Origin of the sequence: Mucilaginibacter sp., from assembly GCF_035492695.1 — a bacterium.
Taxonomy (GTDB): domain Bacteria; phylum Bacteroidota; class Bacteroidia; order Sphingobacteriales; family Sphingobacteriaceae; genus Mucilaginibacter.
In genome coordinates, this window is sequence record NZ_DATJJC010000005.1 from 1 (window position 1) to 15997 (window position 15997).

10 protein-coding genes and 1 pseudogene are annotated in these 15997 nt (G+C 45.5%); 3 read left to right on the plus strand and 8 right to left on the minus strand.

All coding sequences use genetic code 11. The features are described from left to right. From VL525_RS01715 to VL525_RS01740, 6 genes and pseudogenes are all read right to left on the minus strand, one after another. Positions 1–468 (minus strand): annotated as a pseudogene (locus tag VL525_RS01715) (phosphoesterase); the annotation flags it as partial. 13 nt (positions 469–481) lie between these two features. After that, positions 482–2047 carry a phosphatase PAP2 family protein gene (locus VL525_RS01720; RefSeq protein ID WP_325382654.1) on the minus strand — a complete coding sequence of 522 codons (1566 nt, stop codon included), beginning with the start codon at positions 2045–2047 and terminating at the stop codon, positions 482–484. A 4-nt stretch (positions 2048–2051) separates the two neighbouring features. Beyond that, complete coding sequence (locus VL525_RS01725) at positions 2052–3008, minus strand: hypothetical protein (RefSeq protein ID WP_325382656.1); 957 nt, start codon at positions 3006–3008, stop codon at positions 2052–2054. A gap of 199 nt (positions 3009–3207) precedes the next feature. Next, positions 3208–3759, minus strand: coding sequence for a hypothetical protein (locus VL525_RS01730; RefSeq protein ID WP_325382658.1), 552 nt, complete (start codon positions 3757–3759; stop codon positions 3208–3210). A gap of 126 nt (positions 3760–3885) precedes the next feature. After that, entirely contained in the window at positions 3886–4992 is a 1107-nt protein-coding gene (gene dinB, locus VL525_RS01735; RefSeq protein WP_325382660.1) for a DNA polymerase IV, read from the minus strand. Between the two features lie 70 nt (positions 4993–5062). Beyond that, positions 5063–6727, minus strand: coding sequence for a hypothetical protein (locus VL525_RS01740; protein WP_325382662.1), 1665 nt, complete (start codon positions 6725–6727; stop codon positions 5063–5065). A 189-nt stretch (positions 6728–6916) separates the two neighbouring features. Between VL525_RS01740 and VL525_RS01745 the strand changes: the two genes are divergently transcribed. From VL525_RS01745 to VL525_RS01755, 3 genes are all read left to right on the plus strand, one after another. Continuing rightward, a complete protein-coding gene (locus VL525_RS01745; protein WP_325382664.1) occupies positions 6917–8308 on the plus strand; it encodes a Gfo/Idh/MocA family oxidoreductase in 1392 nt (463 codons plus the stop codon). A 221-nt stretch (positions 8309–8529) separates the two neighbouring features. Beyond that, the gene (locus VL525_RS01750) at positions 8530–8916 is read left to right on the plus strand and encodes a response regulator (protein ID WP_325382666.1); all 387 of its coding nucleotides are present in this window, start codon (positions 8530–8532) and stop codon (positions 8914–8916) included. A 152-nt stretch (positions 8917–9068) separates the two neighbouring features. Further along, the gene (locus VL525_RS01755) at positions 9069–11204 is read left to right on the plus strand and encodes a glycoside hydrolase family 97 protein (RefSeq protein WP_325382668.1); all 2136 of its coding nucleotides are present in this window, start codon (positions 9069–9071) and stop codon (positions 11202–11204) included. A gap of 109 nt (positions 11205–11313) precedes the next feature. Here the strand turns inward: VL525_RS01755 and VL525_RS01760 are convergent, their stop codons facing one another. Together VL525_RS01760 and VL525_RS01765 are read right to left on the minus strand one after the other, a co-directional pair. Further along, positions 11314–12666: a vanadium-dependent haloperoxidase gene (locus VL525_RS01760; protein WP_325382670.1), complete on the minus strand. Its 1353-nt coding sequence runs from the start codon at positions 12664–12666 to the stop codon at positions 11314–11316. Then, positions 12663–15977 carry a VCBS repeat-containing protein gene (locus VL525_RS01765; RefSeq protein WP_325382672.1) on the minus strand — a complete coding sequence of 1105 codons (3315 nt, stop codon included), beginning with the start codon at positions 15975–15977 and terminating at the stop codon, positions 12663–12665. Before VL525_RS01765 ends, VL525_RS01760 begins: the two co-directional genes overlap by 4 nt. Positions 15978–15997: the final 20 nt, after the last annotated feature.

Below are 15997 nucleotides of genomic sequence, written 5' to 3' on the forward strand. Positions count from 1 at the left end.
CAGCACCGTGTTGCCGATCTGTTCGCCCAGCTCTACCGAGTTATTGTAGGTAGAATCCGGCAGGGCGTCTTTATATTGTCCGTAGACTTTATCCTCGTATCTTTTCAGCGTATCGAGCGAAAAGGTGACTTTGTGGGCCACGGTAAAAAAGGCTTTGGTGGCTGCCAGCACATAGTTGTAGCTTTTGCCTTTCTGCGGTTCCGGCATTTTGTCAAAGTCGCGCAGCTGTGCGGTTATCGAGGCCAGTTTCGGGTCGGCATAACGCATGGCTTCGTAGCTGGCCAGGTTGGTATAGCCGTAAATGCGGCTGGCTACCGGCGGACTGAACACGTCATAAATGATCACTTGTGTCAGGGCGTCCTCGTTGGCGTGCAGCACATCGGCTTCAGCCGGTAATGGGCTCTTATGGGTGCAGGAGCTCAGAACTGCACAAATAATCAATAATCCTATTTTCCTTAAACTGTTCATTTCAAAATAATCATTAATTACCACTTATTCCCGCTCCGTCTGATTGTCCTCTCTGTACCGCATACTGACCTACTTCTGCACCTGTCGTAAGGCCTGCTTCAATATCCTGGCGTGTATGGATACCACTGACAAGCCTTGAAAGTGCAGCCTGTTGAGCCATATTGGTAAACTTATTACCACGGTCGGGCAATAAATAGGTAAGCACGGTAGCCGCTGCAGCGCTGAAATTGGAGTGGCCCGAACTGTACGAAGGGAAATTAGGTATGCCCGTCAGTGTTTTTATCTGATCATTTATTTGGGTCGGGCGCGGATTAAAATAGTAATACTTGGTGTCCCAGCAAACAATAGCGGCATCCATTTCGGCCATATTAAGCAGGGCAAAATTCCGGGCCCAACGAACCTCACTGTAATTCTGCTTTACAAATTCATCGGCAGCAATGGCATTCCAATGCCCCGGTGGCGTATAGGTACCTATGCCATCTGCCCAAAATGCTGTCAGGTCTTTATTGGCCCTTGTAGCATGGTTGGTATAACTTAGAACTTCATCATTATCCTTTTTAAACTCTGCCGAACCGGTGGCATGTGGCGGCCCTGGTCTTAACGCAACTACCGTCAGTGTGTCAAATAAAAATGGCTTTACTTTCGTAAATAGTGGAAGCATCGGCGGCCTTTTGGGGCTTTCCAAACTTATCCAGGCTATTTCGCCCTTTGCGGTGGTTTGTGTAGCTAATTGAGCCCAATAAGCCGGAGTACCAATCGCTGCGCCTGCTTTATCAGTGCGCGCACGCGCCGTAAACACATCAGCCACCTGTTTACCCAACGATTCGCCTGCATCCAGTTCGCCCCTTACATTTGCACCTGCCATAATGCGGTATTGCTTCTCTTCGGCAGCTTTTTGTTCGATGTAAGCTATCTCCGTAGGGAAAAGGAGCTTCATCATTTCAACGGCAGCGCCAGATACTACAGCATCCTCGCTTGGGTACGAAGGCAGGTCCGACTGAGGGATCAATGCCTGGATACCCACATCATTTTTATAAGGCGCGGGCCTGTTATAAAGCTTCTTAAAGTGATATGCTGCTATTAAAGCGTCATATTGCGCTGCACTCACATAAGCGTAGGCCCTCGCTGCAAAAGGCGGGTTTGAAAACGGGAATTGAGGATAATTAAACGGATTAGCTGAGCTTGGGGCCGGATAGGTACCATCGGGATTTTGATAAGGTGCAAGATTATACTTTGCAACCAATTGACGCAATATCTGATTCCACCTCAATACAGCCCCGGCACTCCAATACTGGATTATTGCGCGTTGATCGCTCGTCAGGTTTCTCTGGTAACCTTTTATCTCGTTCAGATCAGCGATATACGCCGGTGAATTAACCGCATCCGGCGCAGGAACGCTGAAAGCTTCCGGGTCGGTTATAAGTACTGTTTTCCAGGTATCTGCATTCAGGTCAAGGTTCGACGGAGCAAGAGCCGGGTATACCGTAGTGCGGTCAACAATATCCTTTTTACACGAAGAGTAAAAGGATACCACAGCCGCAAGGATCAAAATAATTGAATATCGTAAAGTTGTTTTCATCGCTTTAGTTTTTATTGTAATTAACCTGCGGTTGTTTTTTTGATAGACCGAATATGTAAGTGAGGCTGCTATGTATCACATTACTCTGGCCGACATTTCTGCCGTTGGTCACGTATTGATCCCCGGCAGTCAGCTCGAGTCCATAGAAAGATTTCAACCGGAATCTAAAATTTACCCCTACACTGGTCATATTCATTCTGTTGGCTGGAAAAGGCATATCGTTTTTACGGATATCAAAACCGCCCAATGATGTACTGATATCCCCAACAGCTTCTGCAATAAAATATTTGCTGCGATAACCCGCCCTGAAATTATAGTCGCTCATATTAGGTAACTCAACCTGGTCGCTGTAAATAAGGTGCGTGGTATAATAAGAGTTCCGGTCGATGGTGGTGTTACTCCTTGTTGTATAGGCGCCTGAACCGGTAAAAAATGCCTTGCCATGAATATAGTCTACCACCAAACGGCTTGTGAAATTCTTGCTATGACTGCCCAGTGCAAGCGGAAGAAAATCAGCCTGGTAATTATTAACCGGGATAGAGCCTGTTATGCTGGCAAAAAAGGTCAATTTATTACTGCCGGACTTGAACTGATAGGCCTTCCATTTTACGTTGAGGGACAGATCCTGTATCCCTTTTTCACCATGAAGGGTTCCTGCGGATGCATGTGTGGTAATATATGGTACACTTAAGGTGGCTATAACATTGTTAGTGATACCATAGGTGGCCCCAATGCCAATAACCTGGGTGTTAAGCGTGCCTATGTTACCGTTGTCTCGTTTAAAAGTACCTTCCCAATAGTTTGTCCAATTGGATGTACTGTAGGATACTCCGGCACAGATATAGTTTTTAGGTATCATGATCCCGTCGTTTTCCATCTGGGCCGATGCGGAATGACACCATAGTAAGATGCAGCTAAAAACTGCGGTGCATTTATAAAAATGCTTGTAAAAAGATTTCATTTTATCTTTTAGTTAGTATCGGAATTTATAGAAATGGATTATTGGAATCAATGGTCGGGATGCGCCGGATAAGGGCACACCACAAAAGATCGTTGTAAATGGGAACTGCCGTATACCAGGTTACTTTCGCGATATAATATAAACAATATGCTGCTTACCTTAAAAAGGTAAACGAAAGAGGTTGGAACTAACAGCAGTTTCAGCAGGATGTATTTGGCGGTTTGCCGGGCGACTCAATATAAGGATGGTCGGGATGCTGTATTGAAGAATAAACAACAGGCTTGGCCAATTCTGTAAATGACCTTTTGTCGTTTTTTAACAGTTGGTAAGGTTCGTTGTATAACTCGATCACTTTTTTCATAACCGGAGCTGCGCCCTTTTTACTCAAGGGTACGTCGTTAATATCTTTAGCTATGATCAGGTTAGCTTTTACCAGTTTATCTTTAACGTGGTTAGGCAAACAAAGCAACGACATGGTGTCCCTTGTCATTTTTATGCCTACGTAATTGTAATAGCCGTCGCTTAACTGAATTTGTCCGGTAACGTGCTCGTAATCAGCCCAATCCTGTATGGTTGGCATATGAACAGGCACCTTCAGTTCGATAAGTTTTGCAGAACTTTCCTTGTTATCATACATCTGTTTTACGATCTCGACATCGGAGCGTTGTATGAAATACTGGAACACCAAAGTGTAACCACCCAGCATAAAAAGATGGGCTCCGAGGAGTATTATGGCAACCAGTTTTTTCAAGAAAAATTTATAATCAATCGTTATTTGACGGTGAAAATATGGAATGAAAAACTTAAATGCAAGTAATTTGTTACAATTTGCCAATATTTCTGAAGGCAGGGGCAGTTTCAATGGCACCGGGAAAGCTTAGAATAAGCGAAGCTGATCCGGATCTTCTGTATTCCTTTCCCTGGTTTGCGGCTCTCCGAAATTGGATAAGGTAACGCCCAAAAGCCTTATCCCCGCATCTTCGGGCTGGGTATTCAGCAATAGTTTTTTTGCGGTCTCACTTATGGTTGCCAGGTCGCCTATAGGCTGTGCGAACGACTGGTTCCGTGTGATCTGCCTGAAATTGCCATACTTTATTTTCAGCGTGACTGTCCGTCCTTTCAGTTCGTATTGCTGTACCCTGTTGGCAACCGTTTTAGCAATTTTATCCAGTTCTGCATACATCTCGTCTATATCGGTGAGGTCGTATGGAAAAGTGTCCTCTGCTCCTATCGATTTGGTTTCACGGTTAGGCTGCACCTCCCGATTATCAACACCGCGTGTTATCTGAAAATAAAAGCGACCGGCTTTACCAAAGTGCTTTACCATTTCGTCCTCACTCAGCTTTTTCAGATCGGCACCCGTGTGCAGGCCCATCCCTTTCATTTTATCAGCTGTAACTTTACCCACGCCAAAGAATTTTTCTACCGGCAACTTTTCCATAAAGCTTTCTACCGATGACGGGCCGATAAAGGTCAATCCATCCGGCTTATTGATATCGGACGCGATCTTAGCCACAAATTTATTGACAGATACCCCTGCTGATGCCGTAAGTTGCAATTCGTCCTTAATAGCCTGTTTGATGAGTTTCGCAATATCAATAGCCGAACCGATATTTTGTTTATCTTCCGTTACGTCAAGATAAGCTTCGTCCAGCGACAGCGGTTCTATGAGGTCGGTATAGCGCCTGAATATTTCTCTTATTTTTTGGGATACCTCTTTATATGCCGCAAATCTTGGCTTTACAAAAAGGATATGCGGGCAAAGCTGCAATGCTTTTTTGGATGACATGGCCGACCGTACCCCAAACTTCCGCGCCTCATAACTTGCTGTTGCCACCACGCCGCCCCGCCCCTCTGGCGAACCGCCGATCGCTATGGCCTTGCCCCGGTATTCCGGATTATCCCGTTGCTCAACCGACGCATAAAACGCATCCATATCGATATGGATGATCTTACGGTATGAAGTATTTTGCCTGGCTTCCATTGTTGGTTGATAGCCGAAGATAGATAATCACTTACTGATCAAAACCCAAAAGTGAGTCGAAATCTTTTTATTACCATTCAAAATCAACTTCCCTCCCGTTCAGTTTCCACTTTGCAGGCAATTGATTGGTCATCCAGTCCAGCGGCTCACCGGCAGGCTGCACTTTAGCTGCCTGGGTAAAACTTTGCTTGATAAAAGCTTTTTGCTCCTCATGCAGTGCTGCTGGGTCGGGCGAAACAAACAAAGGCGTGCCGCTTTCGGCAACCAACTGCATCCACTGCCTGTTCTTTTCCCAGGGAATATCGTTGGTAAGGCCCACACAATCGGCGTCAGTAGCATAAAATGCATTATGCTGTGGTATCCGGAAACCGAGTGTATTCACACCCATTTTTCGGGTTCGCTCCCACTCCTTTCCGCTGGTATCGTCGCCTATTCGGTTCAACTCAAATACTCCGGCCGAAAGATGGCTCACGGTATTACAACCAATGACATACATGTCATCAGCCGCTTCGCGTATGGCGCCGTAGAGGTCGTTCATGATCTCGGCGGTAGTCCTTGTTTTGTCACGAAAACTCCAGTCCGGCGCGGTAAGCGCATCCGTCATCTGGAAACCCCATTTACCCATAATATCATAGGTAGTGTAATCATGCTTTACCAGCTTATAGCCCCACTGTTTATATAGCGAAATATTTTGCTTAAGGCGCTCAATGGTTTCAGGAACGGTCGGATCGAGTATGGGCGACTTAGGGTCGTCCCTGCCGGGGATCGGTGGCAACAGGTAAGACTTCGGGTCATCATGTTTTGCGCAAAGCACGCGGGTCCATAAGCCTGGCTGCATCCCCAGGTTTTTTATATCATCGGCCATAACGGCCATGTCTTTGAATTTGTCGTTCGGTTTCGAAAAATCATCCATAAAGCCGCCATCGCCCGGTAACAAAGGCGAGTAGGTTGCCCACCCTGCGTCGATCACCGAAAATGGCCTGTTATCGGTATCTGTCGCCAGGCCGGTCATCAGCCCGGTGATCTTTTTGATCAGCTCTGCCGAATTGTTCCCGTAAGCAAAATACCAATCGTTAATGCCATAAACAGGTTTTTGGGGCAACCTGGGGTTAGGGCACATCATTTTACAAAAACGCTGCGTGGTTTCAAAAGGCGACTCATGGTGCGCGCTCTTCGTGGTGATGATATCAGCCGCGTGCAGCTCGCGCTGCCCCAACTGCACGCCTACCCCGCCCGAAGCAGTATCCAATACCAGCTCGATGGTGTTACCGGTGAGTGACCACCGGCATATTGTGTTGCAGCCGGTTTTTACGCCATATCCCGTTGTCGATTTGCCGTCATTGATCATCATGTACCACGGGCACTTTTTCGTAATGTAATTCAGGGTCCACTGCAGGTCGCCGTACGAGCGTTCCCAATGGTCGCCCAATACTTTTACCAAAGGCGCTTCGTGGTGGCGCCATTTTACACGCAGGGCGTTCAGTTGCCTGACCGGCGAGGAAACATAGGTTGACAACACAGTTCCGTTGTGCTTCAATTTAACCTGGATATCCTTGTAAGTAAATACCGACCCATTGGATGATTTGAGCTTAAACCATTCGGCGCCTGACTTCGCCCAAACTTCGTCGGGCATGTTAATTACGGGCAGATTACTGCCTGCATAACTTGTTAAACGATTGAAAATGAGCGCAGCACTGGTTATGGTGGAAATTCTTACAAAATGGCGTCTGTTCATCAGGGGTAAAATTGGCAGGTGAAAATAACAAAATCGGTAAATCTTTTGCTTGCAAATTAAATTTAATTAATTTGGAAAAGGCATTTGCAAACTTTATATATTGCGTTTGCTTAGCTAAACGCACACCAATGCCCCACGGCAAAGCATTACCAATTATAAATTTTACGGGTTTTAATCAAATAAAAAATCATGGCATCCGACCGCAGGAAATTCTTGAAACAATTAGGCAGTACAATAGTGCTTACATCAGCCGGCCTCAGCTCACTGGCCGCGCAGGAAGAGCACGAACGCAGGATATTACAGGCGCAAAAGCGTATCATGCCCAATGACAAGATCCGGATCGCTACAATTGGCATGGGTATAATGGGTTTTAATGATACCCGCGCTGCCTTAAGCGTACCCGGCGTCGAGCTGGCGGCGTGCTGCGACCTTTATACCGGCAGGCTGGCACGCGCCAGGGAACTTTACGGCAACGATTTGTTTACTACCCGGAATTTTCACGAAATACTCGACCGCAAAGATATTGACGCAGTAGTGATAGCCACCAGTGATAACTGGCACAGCCGTATAGCTGAAGCCGCTATGCGCAAGGGCAAAGCTGTGTATAGCGAAAAGCCTATGGTGCACCTGCTTAGCGAAGGGCTGAACGAAATAAAAGTGCAACAGGAAACAAAAGTGGTTTTCCAGGTAGGCAGCCAAAGGGTAAGCAGCCTGGCATTCGCCAAAGCCAAAGAACTTTACCAGGCAGGCGCCATCGGGAAGCTGAACAGTATCCAGGCATCATTTAACCGGCAAAGCGCCCTGGGTGCCTGGCAGTACACCATACCCTTGGATGCATCGCCGCAAACGGTCGACTGGGATACCTTCCAGGCTCCGGAGGGCACAAAACTGCCTTACGACAGTAACAGGTTCTTCCGCTGGAGAAATTACAGGGAATATGGCACCGGCGTTGCCGGCGACCTTTTTGTGCACCTGATCTCGGGCATACATTTTATAACCAATTCCAAAGGACCCGACAAGATATATTCTGTTGGCGACCTGGTTTACTGGAAAGACGGTCGCAATGTACCGGATGTCATGAATGCTATCATCCACTATCCGGATAGTGCGGAACATCCCGCTTTCCAGGTGTCGCTGCAGGTTAATTTTATCAGTGGCGAAGGTGAAGTTGGTTATACACGCTTTGTTGGTTCCGAAGGTGTCATCGATATTTCGGATGATACCGGTTTCACTATACATACGAGCAAAATGCCTGCAGCACCGGGCTATGGCGGATGGGATTCCTTCGATACTTACCCAAAAGCGATGCAGCAGGCTATAGCCGACGACTACAATAAAAAATATTCAGATGCTGACAAGCAATCGCCAAAATCTGAAACTACTACGTACCATCAGCCCGAAGGTTCAGATTCTTCCCACGATCATTTTGTAAACTTCTTCGATTCCATGCGCACAGGCAAGCCCGTAGTTGAAGATGCGGTGTTCGGTTTCAGGGCGGCTGCGCCCGCATTGGCATGTAACGAAAGCTATTTCCAGAATAAGGTGATCCATTGGGACCCGGTAAATATGAAACTGATCTGATACCGCTTATTATCGGAAAACAGGATCAGGTTAAATCAATATTACACATTTATTATACATATTTTACGTCACATATACTTTATATAAGCACCGTAATCCGTTCAGGTTCAATTTTTTCATGAGAGTTAAAAAATGTTGATAAATATTTATTAACTTATTGATGTTTAATTACTTAACTTAGTGTCGCATTTTCGTATTTACCTTACCCTATTAAATGAACTATGAGCAAGCTGATTTTGATAGACGATGAAGCTATCTTTCATAAGATAGTTCAAATGACACTTAAGCATAGCGAACTTTCAAACAAGGCCACTTATAGCATGGATGGCGAGGCAGTGCTGGATTATCTTGAAGAGAAAAGTTCTGAAACCACCTCATTGCCCGATTACATTTTCATCGACCTGTACATGCCCCGTTTCAGCGGATGGGATTTTTTAAACCGTTTCCAAAAGATCTATCAAAACCTGAAAAAGAACGTTAATATCTATATAGTTTCCTCTTCGATAGACCCCAGGGATATCGACCGTTCCAAAACGTATCCATTCGCCACAACTTTTATTTCAAAACCTGTGATGAAAGAGGTGTTTGACGGCATCAGTATGGCCTGAAACCCAACCGGCTCTTTGTTTTTCTGCTTTTATGCCAACTTATTCGGGCCAATAGTTTTTACTGAATAATTTCCTATTTTAGCGTTCCGATAACAAACCAAGCTTACATTTTTTAGTAACCCGAATCCATTTAACTGTTTAACATCTGCTTGATGAAACTGATCTGCACCCTTTTGTTATCGCTTACCTTAGTGTACAATGTACAATCACAGGATAACCCGTCATTAAAAACGAAACTGGAAAAAGTACGTCTCGAATTTACCCTTAACGCCGAAGGCGCCCCTTATTATGCGGTTTACTACGCTGATAAGGATATTATTAAACCGTCGGCAATGGGTTTTACGCTCGCCGAAGGTGCCGGCTTAGACAAAAACTTTGAAATAACCGGCTCGGAAACGTCGTCGTTTGATGAGACATGGAAGCCCGTTTGGGGCGAAGTGAGCAATATTCGCGATCATTATAACCAGCTTACTGTTCATCTTAAGCAGAAAGGATCGAACAGGCTCATGAATATCATTTTCAGGGTATTTGCAGATGGAGTTGGTTTCAGGTATGAATTTCCGCGGCAGCCCGGCTTAAAATATTTCATTATTTCGAACGAGCTTACCACGTTCAACATGGCCGGCGATCACAAAACCTTTTGGATACCGGGCGACTACGACAGCAACGAATACCTGTATACCACATCCAAATTAAGCCAGGTTGATAATAAACCGGTAGTGGATGCAGCAACATCCATAGCCGTACGGGTTGCGCCTGACCGCTATGCTGTACAAACGCCATTGATGATGAAAAGCGCCGACGATTTGTACATTAATATCCATGAGGCTGCTTTGATCGATTTTCCGGCTATGCAATTGCATGTCGACCGGAGCAATTACAGCCTTACTGCAAACCTTGTTCCGGATGCTGTTGGCAACAAGGCTTATGTACACGCGCCTTTCAAAACGCCGTGGCGTACGATAATAGTAAGTGATAAGGCTGTGGATATACTCTCGTCAAAACTGATACTGAACCTTAACGAGCCTTCAAAAATTAAGGATACGTCGTGGATAAGACCCATGAAATTTGTTGGCGTCTGGTGGGAAATGCAAACCGGGAAGGGCACCTGGAACTATGCTAACGACGCAGACACGCTGGATGCAAATGGCCGCTTGATACCCAATGGCAGGCATAGCGCTAATACGGACAACGTAAAAAAGTATATAGATTTCGCCGCTGCAAACGGTATACCCGGTGTATTGGTTGAAGGCTGGAACACGGGCTGGGAGGACTGGTTTGGCAACTGGAAAGAACATGTGTTCAGCTTTGTGACCCCCTACCCTGATTTTGATGTTAGCGAACTTAGCCGTTACGCTGCCACAAAAGGCGTCCACATCATTATGCATAATGAGACCTCGGGCTCGGCAACCGATTATGAAAGGCAAACGGACACAGCCTACCGCTTTATGAACAAGTTTGGTTATACTTCGGTCAAAACAGGATACGTAGGCAAAATTATTCCGCGCGGCGAACACCACGACGGGCAATGGATGATAAACCATTACAACCGTGTTGCACAGAAAGCCGCTGACTATCACGTTATGCTCGACGCGCACGAACCCGTGCGGCCAACCGGTTTACAACGCACTTATCCTAACTGGCTCGCAAGCGAAGCCGGTCGCGGAAATGAATACAACGCATTCGCTGAGGGCAATATTCCGGAACATGAGACCATAATGCCCTTTACCCGCTTTATAGGCGGCCCCATGGATTACACGCCCGGAATTTTTAAAATAAAGGGTTATTCCGACGTGCCGGGCAGGCAGGTGCATACCACCCTGGCAAAACAACTGGCGTTATACGTTGTACTATACAGCCCGCTTCAAATGGCGGCTGACCTGCCAGAGAATTACGCTGCGCACATGGATGCATTTCAGTTTATAAAAGATGTGGCAGTTGATTGGGACGATACCAAAATATTGGAAGCCGAACCCGGCGATTACATTACGACAGCGCGCAAAGCAAAAGGCACACCGGACTGGTACATCGGTGCGGTGACGGACGAAAACAGCAGAAGCAGCACCATATTGCTTGATTTCCTTGATAAGGGAACCAAATACGTAGCCACCATATATGCAGATGCCGGCAACGCCGACTGGAAGGAAAACCCTGAAGCTTACCAGATCAGTAAATATCTTGTTGATGCGGATACAAGGCTTAACCTTAAACTTGCCAAAGGAGGCGGTGCAGCAATAAGTATAAAACCAGCCACGAGTGGCGACAAGGGTATAAAAAAATACAGGTGAGTTTTTGTTAGTAATTATAAAAAGAAAACCCCGGTAATGCCGGGGTTCCTTATCAACTAAACCTCAGGTTTCTCACGACCAGAAGTGTCTTTATGCGGCAATTTCCCACTTATTTTTTTTCGTTTTGTGGCATAATACCAGCCTTCTTTATTTTCGAAACAACGTAATTTCCAACCCACTGGCCTTCGGTTACACCGCTGTTCACACTTTCTAAATAATGTATACCGCCGTAATAGCGAGAGACCGAAGCTTCGGCGGCTGCATCGCGGAAAGATTTGAACGAGCGCTGCCCGCTTCCGAAGGGAATTTCGGTGACGTCGGTGTACGAAAAATTATCGCCCAATAAATACGTAAGCACCTCGGCCGAGGCATTCGATATAACAGAATGTGCGCTTGTATATTCCGGGAATGGTGGCGTTTGCAAAATAGGCTGCCATTTCACGTCCATATACCGGTTAATATAGGTTTCCGGCCGAATACGGTTACTCCGATATTTTTCGTCCCAACTGCTAATAAAGGCATCCATAATTGTACTGCCTTCAATCGTCAACACCTCAACGGTTTGGTCGAAACTAAGTTTTGCTTGCCGACAAGCTAAGGCCGTGACATTCATCCAATGCCCTCCCGGGCTTATCTTTTTAAACCCGATCATCATGTGGCCCGATGTAGTGATCGCAAACGGGTTACAATCCCAAAACAAGGCTATGTTAATTTGTTCGGTAGTCAGATGCTTGGATATATCATAAACGTCCCTGGCATGTTTAAAAAAAACCGACGCGGTATCTTTGCTAAAAGGCGTAAGCGCGGCCGGCCTGAACTGGTTTGCCGAATCGATAAGCATCGGCTTAATAGTTTTCCAGTTTGGTTCAACAGCTTCAAAATATCCCGGCGGGGTTGGATACCAGTAAGCATCGCCCTTTAGCGGCGTATATCTTTTAAGTGTACTAAGCTTGTTGTAATGATCAGTTTTCGAAAAATTGACGACAGATACGGTAGCCAGCTTTGCTACTTTTATCGAATTGTCAATAATATCCTGTTTTATCCTTAATCTTTGAAGCAATTCGATAAAACTATCCTGGTCATCTTTCAGCATATAACCTGAAGGGAGCAGTTGCCTGCCAATTTCCAATATGCTGTAATAAGCAGCTATGCGATAATCATATTTATAGCTTATAGTATCCAATGTATTATCAGGGTGATAGCTTGTGATAAAACTTTGCAAAGGCGGAATGTGCTTATTGTTGGCATTTACAATATTGTAGGCCCCTTGCATACAATAAGCATAATAACGTGCAGCAACGGGCGGGCTGGTCACATCATGTATCATCACCATCGTGTTGGAGTTAATGGCGTGATCGGGTCTTAAATAATCGGGATATGCGTTTTGATCGTCCTGGGCAAAACAAGGCGTTAACAGGGTGGCCCAAACAGTGATCAATATTAATTTAAAACAAGTTTTCATTCTTTATAAAATTGCAGTGGCCCGTCGCTCAGACCGATCAGTAAATAGGTGACATTGCCGATATTGGTTTCAACCGCTGATTTTACGTCCCCAATAACCGATAATCCGGACGCAGGCTGCTCAATGTACTTAAACCCTCCTTTTCCGTCGCCTTTTAACAGGCAGCCGTAATTGGCATCGAAACTTCCCAGCTTAAGGCGGTTATCGGAGTGGTTGCCGAGCATCAGGATATCCGTAAAACCGTCATGATCGAAATCTCCAGTAACTATTTGGCCAACCGGTGAAAATTGCGCTTCAACTGGCAATGCTGCCTGGGTAAACTTTCCGTCATGATTGATGTACAGCGTGGTTTCAGTCGTATTCACAACCAATTTGCCGGCCTTCGAAAGTTCGTCAGAACTAAAAATATCGCTGATCGTAGCGTCGGCATACGCCTTGTACGAAGGGAATTTTTTTCGCATCGAATACATTTGTTCATTCAGCTCATCGCGGCTTACAAACGGGTAACTTTTACCCTGGATATAGAAGCTGAAGAATGGGTCGATAGAGCCGTTGTTATCAAAATCAGCAAAATAAAGGTCAGCGGGTTCTTTTTGCGAAGCCCGTATCTGGGAATTTAACCCCAGGTTGCCGGCAATAAGGTCAGGTTCCCCATCCCCATTTACATCAGCAAATGCCATTGAAAACCAAAAGCCGCTTTGTGGCTTGCCAAAATAATCGCTTGTTTTATCCTGGAAACCGGCACTCGTATTAACAAATACCGATATGGGCATCATTTCGCCGCAGATAACCAGGTCTTTGCGGCCATCTTTGTTAAGGTCTACCCATTGCGCATCGGTAACCATGCCAATTTTATCAAAAGCTGTTGTTGCTTTGGTAAATTTTCCTTTACCGTCGTTTACAAGCAGGTAACTTTCGGGTGCAGCCGGGTATTGCCCGGGTATAACCCTGCCGCCTACGAAAAGATCAATATCACCATCTCCATCAAAATCGTATGGCCTTACACACGATTTACTGCCAGCATTCATCACCGGCAATGCGTTTGACGATAATATGAAGCCGCCCTGCCCATTGTTCAGGTACAGCTCATCCTGCAGTTCAGGTGTATTGGGCTCATACAGCGTATATCCGCCTTTGGCTATGTACAGATCAGGGTTCCCATCTCCGTTAGCATCAAAAAAAACAGCCGCTGATACTGAACCGATATTTTCATTGCTGCCACGGTTAAGTTTTACAATGCTGTATTTTCCACCCGGTTGTTGTAAGTATATTTTGCCCGGACTATCCTGCTCACCACTTATAAACAGATCCTCTAACCCATCATGATTTACATCGGCCTTAGCGATGACCGGCGACGTTTTCGAATACATAAACAGCATCAGCAACTGGCGTTTAAAGTCGTTAATCGTTATATCTTCCGGCTTAAAGCCGATCAGGGCCTCCGAATGTTTAAATACAGGCTTAATTGCGGCGGCTGCCGGCACATAAGGTTTTGAAGCAGCAGGATAGGCAATGGTTACCAATTCATCGGTCTTGACAGAACTCAGAAGTTCGGAAGTTTGGTCGGGCCAGATAACGCGAACGGAATCAACGGTTTTATTATTTCCTAATCCAAAGTTCAGCGTGGTCGAAACGCATGACAGGTATCCCCTGTTGGGGTTAACTTCCTGGTACTGCAGGTTTTTTGGTGTATATACATAAACCTTTGCACCTACAGCATTGGTGTTTTTTCCGGTCCCCTTCACTTTCACCGCAAGGTAAGCGGTATGGTTATTCTCGCGGCTCATGTTCTGGTACACCGATGCCGGCTGATTTATATTGTTGATCACCAGGTCCAGGTCGCCATCGTTGTCCAGGTCAGCATAAACGGCGCCGTTTGAAATTGACGCGTCTTTCAAACCCCACTCGGCCTGTTTATTTGAAAAGGTAAGATCATGGTTATTCCGGAAAATATAATTGGGCAATGATGTCGAGGGCATTGCCTTAACCAGGTCCATCAGTAAAAAGGGCTCACCGGCTATCGCCTTCTTTATTTTATAATCGCCCCAATAACGTAAAAAGTCTTTGTTGGTATAATCTCTTAAATAGCCGTTACTGATAAAAACATCTTTATACCCGTCATTATCAAAGTCGGCAATAAGCGGGCACCAGCTCCAATCGGTATTGGATAAGCCGGCAAGTTGCCCAATTTCGCTGAATGTGCCGTCGCCATTGTTTAGCTGCAGCATGTTCCGCATATATTGTTTATACAGTCCCTGCGTTTGCATTAAGGCAAAGGACTCGTAGTTTTCCTCTAACTGAAGTGATTTTTGACGGTGATTATCCTCCGGCAGCATATCCAGTGTCATTACATCCGGCAACCCGTCGTTATTAAAATCGGCTATATCCACACCCATCGAAAAGTGAGACATGTGCCTGAATAGTTGTTCTGATTTTTCGGTAAAAGTACCGTTGTGATTGTTGATATATAAATAATCCGGCTCGTTATAATCGTTAGTAACATAAATATCCGGCCAGCCATCTTTATCGATGTCCGCTATGGCAACACCAAGGCCAAATGTGAGGGGGTTCTGAACGATACCCGCTTTATTGGAAACATCTGTAAAATGCCCGCCATCGTTACGGTACAATTTATTACTTGCAAGAGCGTCGGTCTGATCCTTATACCTGGCCAGTTCCATGTTGTCGATCTTTTTTATGTTATGATTTAACAGGAACATATCCAGGTCGCCGTCGTTATCATAATCAAAAAAAACGGCCTGGGTACTATAGCTGGGGTCGTCCAGGCCATAGGCTTTCGCCTCTTCTTTAAATTTATTATTTCCCTGGTTGATAAATAATTGGTTCCGCCGGGTATCATCATTCGTCTTACCCGAATAGCAAACATAAATATCTATTAAGCCGTCTCCGTTTACATCGGCCATAGTTACGCCTGTCTTCCAGCTTCCGCTACGCCCGGAAAGTTCGGGGCAGGCCTCTTTCGTTATGTCCTTAAACTTCATCTGACCCTGGTTAAGGTACAGCTTATTGGCGCCCATATTGCCCGTAAAAAATATGTCGGGCAGGCCATCGTTGTTTATATCCCCTATTGCAACTCCGCCGCCATTGTAAAAATATTCATAGGACAATACGTTAAGCGACTCCGTTTCATTGATGTCGTTGCTGAATTTAATATTGGTTTCTTTTGATGGAAGGAGCTTAAATAAGGGCTGTTGGGATAACGCAGCAATGCTGTTTAAACCTAGAAATGCAGGGATTAAAATGATATTGAAAAGATACCTGGAAAAAGTTGAAATAGCAGCACCCATCATAACCTGTTGATCTGATTTAT

What these genes read in the sequence shown, in the direction of transcription:
- VL525_RS01720 (WP_325382654.1), bottom strand. Translation starts at nt 2,047, where the DNA reads ATGAAAACAACTTTACGATATTCAATTATTTTGATCCTTGCGGCTGTG.
- VL525_RS01725 (WP_325382656.1), bottom strand. Translation starts at nt 3,008, where the DNA reads ATGAAATCTTTTTACAAGCATTTTTATAAATGCACCGCAGTTTTTAGC.
- dinB (WP_325382660.1), bottom strand. Translation starts at nt 4,992, where the DNA reads ATGGAAGCCAGGCAAAATACTTCATACCGTAAGATCATCCATATCGAT.
- VL525_RS01740 (WP_325382662.1), bottom strand. Translation starts at nt 6,727, where the DNA reads ATGAACAGACGCCATTTTGTAAGAATTTCCACCATAACCAGTGCTGCG.
- VL525_RS01745 (WP_325382664.1), top strand. Translation starts at nt 6,917, where the DNA reads ATGGCATCCGACCGCAGGAAATTCTTGAAACAATTAGGCAGTACAATA.
- VL525_RS01750 (WP_325382666.1), top strand. Translation starts at nt 8,530, where the DNA reads ATGAGCAAGCTGATTTTGATAGACGATGAAGCTATCTTTCATAAGATA.
- VL525_RS01755 (WP_325382668.1), top strand. Translation starts at nt 9,069, where the DNA reads ATGAAACTGATCTGCACCCTTTTGTTATCGCTTACCTTAGTGTACAAT.
- VL525_RS01760 (WP_325382670.1), bottom strand. Translation starts at nt 12,666, where the DNA reads ATGAAAACTTGTTTTAAATTAATATTGATCACTGTTTGGGCCACCCTG.
- VL525_RS01765 (WP_325382672.1), bottom strand. Translation starts at nt 15,977, where the DNA reads ATGATGGGTGCTGCTATTTCAACTTTTTCCAGGTATCTTTTCAATATC.